Origin of the sequence: Aeromonas sp. 600282, from assembly GCF_049175755.1 — a bacterium.
Classification (GTDB): domain Bacteria; phylum Pseudomonadota; class Gammaproteobacteria; order Enterobacterales; family Aeromonadaceae; genus Aeromonas; species Aeromonas veronii_A.
Genome location: NZ_JAAKVR010000020.1, coordinates 92,850 through 102,540 on the forward strand (window position 1 = coordinate 92,850; position 9,691 = coordinate 102,540).

The following is a 9,691-nucleotide window of genomic DNA, read 5'->3' on the forward strand; positions in this document are numbered from 1 at the left end:
GTCTGAAACATATATAGAGAGAACTCATCATGGCTTTTAATCTGCGTAACCGTAACTTCCTGAAACTGCTGGACTTCACCCCGCGCGAAATCCAATACATGATCGACCTGGCCATCGACCTGAAGAAAGCCAAATACGGTGGCTACGAGCGCAAACACCTGACCGGCAAAAACATTGCCCTGATTTTCGAGAAGACCTCCACCCGTACCCGCTGTGCGTTTGAAGTAGCGGCCTTCGACCAGGGCGCGCAAGTCTCCTACCTTGGCCCAAGCGGTTCCCAAATCGGTCACAAGGAGTCCATGAAGGACACCGCCCGTGTACTGGGCCGCATGTATGACGGTATCGAATACCGCGGCTACGGTCAGGAGATCGTGGAAGAGCTGGGCGCCTACGCCGGTGTTCCGGTCTGGAACGGCCTGACCAACGAATTCCACCCGACCCAGATCCTGGCCGATTTCATGACCATGCTGGAGCACGGCAAGGGCAAGCGTCTGGATCAAATCAAGTTCGCCTACTTGGGTGATGCCCGCAACAACATGGGTAACTCCCTGATGGTCGGCGCCGCCAAAATGGGCATGGACATCCGTCTGGTCGCGCCGAAAGCCTTCTGGCCGGAAGAGGAGTTGGTTGCCAAGTGCCGCCTGATCGCCGAAGAGACCGGCGCACGCATCACCCTGACCGAAGATGTGAAAGAGGGTGTGCTGGGTGCGGACTTCCTCTACACCGACGTCTGGGTATCCATGGGTGAAGCGAAAGAAGCCTGGGATCAGCGCGTCAAACTGATGACCCCGTATCAGGTCAACATGGATGTCATCAACGCCACCAAGAATCCTGATGTGAAGTTCATGCACTGCCTGCCGGCGTTCCACAACGACGAGACCACCATGGGCAAGGAAGTAGCTGACAAATATGGCATGAAAGGCCTGGAAGTGACCGAGGACGTGTTCGAATCCGAGCACAGCATCGTGTTCGACGAGGCCGAAAACCGGATGCACACCATCAAGGCAGTGATGGTTGCTACGCTGGGCGACTAAGGTCGCAGTAGTGGTGCCGGGGGGCGACCCCCGGCTTTTCGACCATGTGACAGCGGCATAATACCTCTAACCCTACAACCCGCAGCCTGCATGGATACCACACCCACAAAAGGAAGCTGGACCATGACCAAATTCAAGTTCCCGTCAGCCTACACGATACTGTTTGTGCTGATCGCCCTGGTGGCCGCCCTGAGCTGGATAGTGCCGGCCGGCAAATATGAGATGACCATGAACGAAGCCCTCGGCAAAGAAGTGCCGGTGGCGGGTACCTACAAACTGGTGGAGGGGAATCCCCAGGGGATCGTCGACGTGCTGCTGGCACCTATCGATGGCCTCTACAACCACGACACCTATGAGGCAGGCGCCATCGACGTCTCCCTCTTTATCCTGATCATCGGTGGTTTTCTTGGCATTGTGACCAAGACCGGTGCCATCGATGCCGGTATTGAGCGTGTGACCGACCGCCTGCGCGGCCGGGAAGAGTGGATGATCCCGATCCTGATGGCGCTGTTCGCCGCAGGGGGCACCATCTACGGGATGGCCGAAGAGTCGCTGCCGTTCTACACCCTGCTAGTGCCGGTGATGATGGCCGCCCGCTTCGACCCCGTGGTGGCTGCTGCAACCGTATTGCTGGGTGCCGGTATCGGTACTCTCGGCTCCACCATCAACCCGTTTGCGACCGTTATTGCGGCCAACGCCGCGGGTATCTCCTTCACCGACGGTATCTGGCTGCGCGTCGCCATGCTGGTGGCTGGTTGGCTGCTCTGCGTCGCCTACGTCATGCGTTACGCCAAGATGGTGCGCAGCGATCCGAGCAAATCGCTGGTGGCTGACAAGTGGGAAGAGAACCGTGCCCACTTCCTGGGCAACAAGAGCGACCAGATGCTGGAGTTCACCCTGACCCGTAAAATCGTACTGGGTATCTTCGTCGCCGCCTTTGCCGTGATGATCTACGGTGTGGCCGTGCTGGGCTGGTGGATGGCGCAGATCTCCGGTGTGTTCCTGGCAGCCGCCATCATCGTTGGTCTCATCTCCCGCATGAGCGAGGAGGAGCTGACCTCCAACTTTATCGATGGTGCTCGCGACCTGCTGGGGGTGGCGCTGATTATCGGTATCGCCCGCGGTATCGTGGTAGTGATGGATAACGGCATGATCACTCACACCATTTTGCACAGTGCAGAAGGGATCGTGACCGGCCTCTCCACCATCGTCTTTATCAACGTGATGTTCGTGCTGGAAGTGGTGCTCTCCTTCCTGGTGCCGTCCTCCTCCGGTCTGGCCGTACTGACCATGCCGATCATGGCGCCGCTGGCCGACTTCGCCAACGTGGGCCGCGATCTGGTGGTGACGGCTTACCAGTCTGCCTCCGGTCTGGTGAACCTGGTGACCCCGACTTCCGCCGTGGTCATGGGCGGCCTGGCCATCGCCAAAGTGCCTTATGTGCGCTGGCTGAAGTGGGTGGCTCCGCTGCTCGGTATCCTGACTGTGCTGATCGTGATCTGCCTGAGCCTGGGCGCCGTGCTCTCCTGAGGGATAACAAGCAAGATGAAACGGGAGCCTGATGGCTCCCGTTTTTTTATGGGCGCAAGAAGTGATGGGTACAACATAACTGGCAACAAAAAGGCGACCCGCAGGTCGCCTCGATGCATTCGATGGAAGGGGTTAGCGGGCCTGCGCCAGCGTGCGCACCACGGCGGCATGGGCCTGACGGGTGCGGCTGATATGGCGCGGCGCGACCAGCACTACATCATTGCCCGCGACGGCGCCCATGATCTCGGGATTGGCGTTGCGATCCAGCAGGCGAGCCACCACGGTGGCGGCCCCCGGAGTGGTGTGGATCAGCACCATCTGCTGGTTGTGTACCACTTCGCGCACCATGTCGTGGATCGAGCGGGTACTGCCGGCGGGTTCCAGCTGCTCATCGACCAGGGTGTAGACCTTCTTGCCGTTGGCATTCTGCGCCTTGGCGACGCCGAGGCGGCGCAACAGACGGGAGATGGTGGACTGGCTGATGTCGGCAAAGCCGCGCTCCGACAGCTCGCGACGGATCTCTTCCTGGGTGCTGTAGCAGTGCTGACCGATGATCTGGCGACAGGCATCCAGCTGGGCCAGATCGGGCTCTTGGGCAACGGGACGACTGAGGGTTTTGACCACGGCGAATTCCTTTGATGATGACCGGAGGTAAACGCGCGATATCTGCCATAGCAGTCAGTTATCAGGTAAAAACACTGATAATCCATCTATATGCAGGGAATGAGCGGGCATTACCATCTTGCGATGGCAAATTATAGCTGACTGGAAATTCGGTGATGTGACAGGGTTCAAAAATGGGCCCCGCGGGGCCCAATCAGATATCAGTAACGCTCGCTGACGATGTCCTGAGTGAAGGACTTCTCGCAATATTTGCACTTCATCCGCACCACGCCTTTCACTTCGCGCACCCGGAAGTAGCTGTCCACCGGCTCGTTGTGGGAGATGCAGTTGGAGTTGGGGCAGTGGAACACCCCGGCGATGAACTCCGGCAGCTCCAGCTGGTGCTTCTTCACCACATTGAAGTCTTCGATGATGTTGACGGTCGCTTTAGGGGCGAACAGCGCAAGCTGGTTGGCTTGTTGCTCGGTCAGGCGGGTGTTCTCAATCTTGATGAGATCCTTCTTGCCCAGTGCGCCGGATTTCAGGTTGAAGCCGACGGTGATCCGCTCCTGGGTTTCGACCAGCTGGAACAGCTTGAGGATCTTGATGCCCTGGCCAGCGGGGATGTGATCGATGACGGAGCCGTGACGGATGGCTTCGACTTGCAGTTGGTTCTTGTCAGACATGATATTCCCCTAAGCTCAGACAGTTTCGTTCAGTACCAGTGCCAGCAGCGCCTGGCGTGCATAGACCCCGTTCTCCGCCTGCTGGAAGTAGCAAGCGTGGGGAGTCTTGTCGACCGCCACATCGATCTCGTCGACGCGGGGCAGGGGATGCAGGATCTTCATGGTGGGCTTGGCCCCTTCCAGGGTTGCCAGCTCCAGAATGAACTTGGCGGCCATGTGCTTGTATTCGGTCTCGTCGAAGCGCTCTTTCTGGACGCGGGTCATGTAGAGGATGTCCAGCTCCGGCATCACCTCTTCCATGGTCTGGTGGACGCTGAACTGGATACCCTTCTCTTCCAGCTCTTCGCAGATGTAGTCCGGCATCGCCAGCGCTTCCGGGGAGATGAAGAAGAAGCGGCAGTTGAACAGGCTGAGGGCCTGGGCCAGCGAGTGCACGGTGCGGCCATATTTCAGGTCACCGACGAAGGCGACGTTGAGGTTGTCCAGACGACCCTGGGTCTCATGGATGGTGAACAGGTCGAGCAGGGTCTGGCTCGGATGCTGGTTGGAGCCGTCGCCGCCGTTGATGACCGGCACGCGGGAGAATTCGGAGGCTAGACGGGCCGCACCCTCTTTCGGGTGGCGCATCACCACCGCATCCGAGTAGGAGCCGATGATCTTGATGGAGTCAGCCAGCGTCTCGCCCTTCTTGGCGCTGGTGTTGCCACCGTCGGCGAAGCCGATGATGTTGCCGCCAAGGCGCTGTACCGCGGTCTCGAAGGAGAGGCGGGTGCGGGTGGAGGCTTCGAAGAAGCAGCTGGCAACCAGCTTGTCTTTCAACAGGCTGGTGTCAGGTTCAGCCTTCAACCGTTGTGCGGTTGAGACTACCAGTTCCATTTCTGACCGGGTCAGGTCCGAAATGGAGATGACATGTTTCTTATAGAGTGGATTGGTCATCGTCTGCATTCCCTTTGACATCATTGGAGGTTTTTCGGGCACAAAAAAAAGCCCCTGAAACAGGGGCTTTTTTTAAAAATAACTGGGGATCTTTGGGGTGGGAACCGGAAACAACGGGGCCGCTCTGGTGCGCACCACCCGTCTGCAAGGCTGTTTTCTGAATCAAAAACTGCATCGTTTCGTCCCGACCTTTTTCAAAACCGGACAGATTATAGGGCCGCTTTTTTAATTGTCAAAATTTTATTTACGATGCCAATTTCAGCATGAAAAACGTTTAAGTGACGGAAACATGACGACAAATCCACACCTTGTGCGTCTCTTGCAGCGATTCCCCATCGCGGGCCATGGCGCGCAAATAACCGAGTCTGTGGTGTCCTTCCAGCAGGCAGTAGGGGCGGGGTAGGGGATGACCGTTCGGGTAGCTGGCTCCCTCTTCCGGCACCAGCACGATGACAGGTTCGGGCCAGGTGCCGTCGTTTAGCATCTTCTCGCCGAGCCAGGAGCGGCGGACATAGCGGTTGCTGCGCAGCATCTCGCCCCAGCGCTCGATCACCTCCATATGGCGGGAGTCTATCTGCTCGATAATCTGCGCGGTGGGCCAGCTTTCGCATGCGAACTGGTGGCTGGCGAGATCGATAAAGCTCCAGTTGGACTCAAAACCGCGCCAATGACGGTAAATCCACTGGGAAAGCACATTTTCGGGGATGAAGGGCACCAGCGGGGCGACCCGGGCCAGGTAGTCGGGCAGGGACTCTGTTTTGCGTTCGTCCCTGAAGTTGAGGGGCGCAAGTTGTTGGAGCAGTCGGTAATTGAGCATAAGTGGCCTCCCGGTACCTGATTTCACCCTACCCCCATTTATGCCCCATTCCTACCCCGCTGAGTCTGGAAATACAGCAAGTTACCCCTCGTTGCTGCACAAATCGGCGCGACTTGTTCGGGATTTGTGCAATCGCATTAAAAGTGTGAAAAAAGCCTTTACCTTTGAAACCCGCTTTGTATACTACGCCTCGTTTGTTGCAGGGGCGTAGTTCCAATTGGTAGAACAGCGGTCTCCAAAACCGATGGTTGCGGGTTCGAGTCCTGCCGCCCCTGCCATTTTCAGAAAGGCCAGCTCATTGAGCTGGCCTTTCGCATTTCCGGCGTTCGCCAATTTATCCCTCTCTCCTTTCTCTTCTCCTTCTTGCCGCTAGCTCTCGGTGACTGTGGCCACATTGATCTCTATGTCTGCCGCAAGAGCGTTCAATGTGCAGCAACCCGCTGTTTCAGGACGGTGACCAGCCGCTGGTGGCGGGCGGGGAGCGGCCACTCGGCGCGGTAGATCAGCCAGAGGGTGTCGATCACCTCAATACTGCTCTGGATCACCCGGATTTTCTCCGGTTGGGCAAAGGCGGTGACGGCGAAGCGGGGCAGCACGGTAAAGCCGAGGCCGCGGGCGACCGGCTCCAGGATCAGGCCGATCTGGTTGGTAAAGCCGCGCTGCGGGATCTCGTCAACGCGCTGGCCGGGGTAGCGTCGTCCCAACAGGCGTTGTGCCATGCTGCGGCCATCCGGGTGGTCGATAAAGCCGAGCTGACAGAGGTACTGCCAGCTCGGCTCCTTGCCATCGTTGGGCACCACCAGACAGAGGGGTTCGCGGGCGAAGGGCTCGGCGGCGATGCTGAGGTGTTCAGGCGGCTGATCCACCAGTCCCAGATCGCTGCGCCCCGCCAGTACCGCCTGCACTATGTCGGGGGTGGGGGCAAAGCGGTGCTGGATGGTGAGTCCGGGGTGCTCTTGTTGCTGGTCGAGCAGCAGGGGATAGAGCAGCAGACCAATGCTACCCGGGGTGGACAGGGTGATGGCGCCGTGGTGAGGGTCGTCGTCCGAGAGGCGTGCCCGCAGCTGTTCGGCGGCCTGCTCCTGCTGGCGGGCGAAGTCGAGCAGCACCAGCCCGCGCGGGGTGAGCTCCAGCAGACGAGGCTTGCGCAGCAGCAGGGGGCCAAATTCGGCCTCGAGGCGCGAGATATGCTGACTGACGGCGGCCTGAGTGAGATCCAGCCGATCGGCGGCACGGGTAAAACTGCCGGTTTCATGCACCACCACCAGGGTGTGGAGCCAGAGTGGATTAACCATAAATTTAATTTATGCCTTCCATTAGTTTGACCTTATTTTTCATTATGGCTCTCCTTCCTATCATGTCACCTGTTTCCCACACACAATTTCAAGGTGACTTATGACTTACCCACGCAACTTCTCCCACATCGGCATCACGGTGACTGACCTCGACAAAGCGGTCGAGTTCTATACCAAGGTGATGGGCTGGTATCTCATCATGCCGGCGACCACCATCACCGAGGATGACTCCGCCATCGGCGTGATGTGCAACGACGTGTTTGGCCCGGGTTGGGGCTCCTTCCGCATCGCCCACCTCTCCACCGGCGACAAGATCGGCATCGAGCTGTTCGAGTTTCCCAACAGCGAGCGCCGTGAGAACAACTTCGAATTCTGGAAGACCGGAGTGTTCCACTTCAGCGTGCAGGATCCGGATGTCGAGGGGCTGGCGGCGCGCATCGTCGCGGCGGGCGGCAAGCAGCGGATGCCGGTGCGCGAGTACTACCCGGGCGAGAAGCCCTACCGCATGGTCTACATGGAAGATCCCTTCGGCAATATCGTCGAGATCTACAGCCACAGCTATGAGCTGACCTACTCCGCCGGTGCATATCAGGGGTAAGTAACAGGCCGCCTTAGGGCGGCCTGCTGCTTTGTTGTTACAAGAGTCAGTAGCATGGAATAGCGATCTGGTTCACACGAATAGCGCGTTCTGTTGTTGATAGATGGGAAAATATACAGATTCACTAAAGTCTGTTCATATTGCGGCCGATAGCCTTTGATACATCAGGGTTTTCCCTGCCTGACACAACAACAAGGATTCGTCGTAATGACCCTCTCTCTGCGCGGCAAGCTGCTGGCCACCAGTCTTGGCGTAGTGCTGCTGATGGCATCACTGCTCGGCATCGTTGCCTTTCACACCCTAAAATCCCGCACCATGAGCGCCATCCAGAGCGAGGCGGTCAACTATGGCCACGCCTACTCGGTCGCCATCGGCGAATGGATGACGGATCGCAAGAACACCGTCCATGCGCTGGTCAACCTGATCAGCGATAACCCCCAAGCCGAGCTGGTGCCGCACCTGAAGCAGGCCTACACCTCCGGCGGCTTCGGCCTCACCTATTTTGGCTCCGCGCAGGGGGTGATGACCCGGCAGGATCCCTCCCTCAACACCGGCAACTATGACCCGCGCGAGCGCCCCTGGTATCAGGATGCGGTGAAGGCGGGGCAGCTGATCGTCACTGCCCCCTATGTCAGCGTCACCATGCAGAAGCTGGTGGTTACTCTCTCCGAGCCGGTGCGCCATCAGGGCGAGCTGGTCGGCGCCGTGGGGGCCAACCTGGCGCTCGACAAGCTGATCGATGAAGTACTGGCGATGAAGGTGCAGGGTGAGGGCTACGCCATGCTGCTCGACAGCAGCGGCCTCATCGTCGGCCATCCGCAGAAGGATCTGGCACTCAAGCCCATCGCCGAGCTGGCGCCGGGACTCTCTGCCGCCACCTTCCAGCAGTGGGGCCGCGAAAACAGCGAGCTGCACGCCGCCACCCTCGACGGGCGGGATGTGCTGCTGGCGGTACAACCGGTGCCGGGCACCGACTGGCTGCTGGCCATGGTGATGTATCGCGATGTGCTGGAGGCGCCGCTCAGCAGCCTGCTGTGGGAGCTGGTGGGGCTGACCCTGGTGCTGATGCTGGTATTCAGCGCTCTGCTCACCGCCACCTTCAAATACCTGTTCGCCGATCTCGGTCGGGTCGCGCACGCCCTGCACGACATTGCCCACGGCGAGGGGGATCTCACCGTTCACATCAACACCCACAGCAAGGATGAGGTGGGCCAGCTGGCCCAGAACTTCAACCAGTTCGTGGCGCGGCTGCATGGCATCGTCAGTCGGTTGCGGGATGTGACCATCGAGCTGGCGGCACAGTCCCGTGCCCAGGCGGCCGGGGCGCAGGCCCGCAGTCAGCGGGTACGCCAGCAGCAGGACGAGATCGTGATGGTGGCGACCGCGGTGACCGAGATGGCTTCCGCTACCCAGGAGATCGCCGGTAACGCCGAGTTTGCCGCCACTACCGCCACCGATGCGGTTGCACTGGCGGTCGCCGGTCAATCCCAGGTTGGCCAGAGTCAGCGCAGCATTACCGGTCTGGCGGACGAAGTGGCCGATGCCAGCCAGATCATCAATGAGCTCGACAACCATGCCCAGAAGATCAGCGGCATTCTGGCAACCATCAGCGGCATCGCCGAGCAGACCAATCTGCTGGCGCTCAACGCCGCCATCGAGGCTGCCCGGGCCGGTGAGCAGGGCCGCGGTTTTGCGGTAGTCGCGGACGAGGTACGGGTGCTGTCACGCCGCACCCACGACTCCACCGACGAGATCCAGCAGATGATCGAGACCCTGCAGCAGACCACCCGTCGCGCCGTGGGTGGTATGGAGACCAGCCGTCAGCTGGCGGGTACCAGCGTCGAGGATGCGGAAGCGGCCAACCAGAGCCTTGCCCGGATCAACGAGGCGATCGGCTCCATCAGCGACATGGCGACCCAGATCGCCGCAGCGGCCGAGGAGCAGACCTCGGTGACCGGCGAGATCAGCCGCAATACCGAGAATATCCGCCACGTCTCGCAAGAGCTGGCCGAGCAGGCGGGCAACGAGGCGGCTCAGGCGGCCGAACTCAAGTCGCTGACCGAGCGGCTGGAGCAGGAGATCGGCCGCTTCCGGCTCTGATCCTCAGGCCATCTTTATCTAGTCCTGAAATAGGTTTACACATTTTCAACTAGCATTTCTCTACTCAGAACCCCCTATGTACCGCATCGGGG

10 protein-coding genes and 1 tRNA gene are annotated in these 9,691 nt (G+C 59.5%); 5 read left to right on the forward strand and 6 right to left on the reverse strand.

What is annotated here, in order from left to right:
- Positions 1 to 29: 29 nt before the first annotated feature.
- Positions 30 to 1,034, forward strand: coding sequence for an ornithine carbamoyltransferase (argF, locus tag G5137_RS17790; RefSeq protein ID WP_040095168.1), 1,005 nt, complete (start codon positions 30 to 32; stop codon positions 1,032 to 1,034).
- A gap of 123 nt (positions 1,035 to 1,157) precedes the next feature.
- Positions 1,158 to 2,564 carry a YfcC family protein gene (locus G5137_RS17795; protein ID WP_120416203.1) on the forward strand — a complete coding sequence of 469 codons (1,407 nt, stop codon included), beginning with the start codon at positions 1,158 to 1,160 and terminating at the stop codon, positions 2,562 to 2,564.
- A 132-nt stretch (positions 2,565 to 2,696) separates the two neighbouring features.
- Here the strand turns inward: G5137_RS17795 and G5137_RS17800 are convergent, their stop codons facing one another.
- From G5137_RS17800 to G5137_RS17820, 5 genes are all read right to left on the reverse strand, one after another.
- Positions 2,697 to 3,188: an arginine repressor gene (locus G5137_RS17800; protein WP_005339728.1), complete on the reverse strand. Its 492-nt coding sequence runs from the start codon at positions 3,186 to 3,188 to the stop codon at positions 2,697 to 2,699.
- Between the two features lie 200 nt (positions 3,189 to 3,388).
- Entirely contained in the window at positions 3,389 to 3,853 is a 465-nt protein-coding gene (pyrI, locus tag G5137_RS17805; RefSeq protein WP_005339730.1) for an aspartate carbamoyltransferase regulatory subunit, read from the reverse strand.
- A gap of 15 nt (positions 3,854 to 3,868) precedes the next feature.
- Positions 3,869 to 4,789: an aspartate carbamoyltransferase gene (pyrB, locus tag G5137_RS17810; protein WP_005339735.1), complete on the reverse strand. Its 921-nt coding sequence runs from the start codon at positions 4,787 to 4,789 to the stop codon at positions 3,869 to 3,871.
- Positions 4,770 to 4,964: a hypothetical protein gene (locus tag G5137_RS17815; RefSeq protein ID WP_133249581.1), complete on the reverse strand. Its 195-nt coding sequence runs from the start codon at positions 4,962 to 4,964 to the stop codon at positions 4,770 to 4,772. Before G5137_RS17815 ends, pyrB begins: the two co-directional genes overlap by 20 nt.
- A gap of 99 nt (positions 4,965 to 5,063) precedes the next feature.
- Entirely contained in the window at positions 5,064 to 5,606 is a 543-nt protein-coding gene (locus G5137_RS17820; protein WP_335865244.1) for a hypothetical protein, read from the reverse strand.
- A gap of 201 nt (positions 5,607 to 5,807) precedes the next feature.
- Between G5137_RS17820 and G5137_RS17825 the strand changes: the two genes are divergently transcribed.
- Positions 5,808 to 5,884 (forward strand) — tRNA-Trp (locus G5137_RS17825).
- Positions 5,885 to 6,028: 144 nt separating this feature from the next.
- Here the strand turns inward: G5137_RS17825 and G5137_RS17830 are convergent.
- Positions 6,029 to 6,901 (reverse strand): LysR family transcriptional regulator, encoded by an 873-nt coding sequence (locus tag G5137_RS17830; protein ID WP_421255742.1) that lies wholly within the window; start codon positions 6,899 to 6,901, stop codon positions 6,029 to 6,031.
- Between the two features lie 100 nt (positions 6,902 to 7,001).
- Between G5137_RS17830 and G5137_RS17835 the strand changes: the two genes are divergently transcribed.
- Entirely contained in the window at positions 7,002 to 7,499 is a 498-nt protein-coding gene (locus G5137_RS17835; RefSeq protein WP_005339743.1) for a lactoylglutathione lyase family protein, read from the forward strand.
- Between the two features lie 207 nt (positions 7,500 to 7,706).
- Complete coding sequence (locus G5137_RS17840; RefSeq protein ID WP_421206335.1) at positions 7,707 to 9,599, forward strand: methyl-accepting chemotaxis protein; 1,893 nt, start codon at positions 7,707 to 7,709, stop codon at positions 9,597 to 9,599.
- Positions 9,600 to 9,691 lie beyond the last annotated feature (92 nt).

Bases quoted from the DNA above. Each gene is read 5' to 3' on its own strand.
- G5137_RS17815 (WP_133249581.1), bottom strand. From the start codon at position 4,964: ATGCAGTTTTTGATTCAGAAAACAGCCTTGCAGACGGGTGGTGCGCAC.
- G5137_RS17820 (WP_335865244.1), bottom strand. From the start codon at position 5,606: ATGCTCAATTACCGACTGCTCCAACAACTTGCGCCCCTCAACTTCAGG.
- pyrI (WP_005339730.1), bottom strand. From the start codon at position 3,853: ATGTCTGACAAGAACCAACTGCAAGTCGAAGCCATCCGTCACGGCTCC.
- argF (WP_040095168.1), top strand. From the start codon at position 30: ATGGCTTTTAATCTGCGTAACCGTAACTTCCTGAAACTGCTGGACTTC.
- G5137_RS17840 (WP_421206335.1), top strand. From the start codon at position 7,707: ATGACCCTCTCTCTGCGCGGCAAGCTGCTGGCCACCAGTCTTGGCGTA.
- pyrB (WP_005339735.1), bottom strand. From the start codon at position 4,789: ATGACCAATCCACTCTATAAGAAACATGTCATCTCCATTTCGGACCTG.
- G5137_RS17830 (WP_421255742.1), bottom strand. From the start codon at position 6,901: ATGGTTAATCCACTCTGGCTCCACACCCTGGTGGTGGTGCATGAAACC.
- G5137_RS17835 (WP_005339743.1), top strand. From the start codon at position 7,002: ATGACTTACCCACGCAACTTCTCCCACATCGGCATCACGGTGACTGAC.
- G5137_RS17795 (WP_120416203.1), top strand. From the start codon at position 1,158: ATGACCAAATTCAAGTTCCCGTCAGCCTACACGATACTGTTTGTGCTG.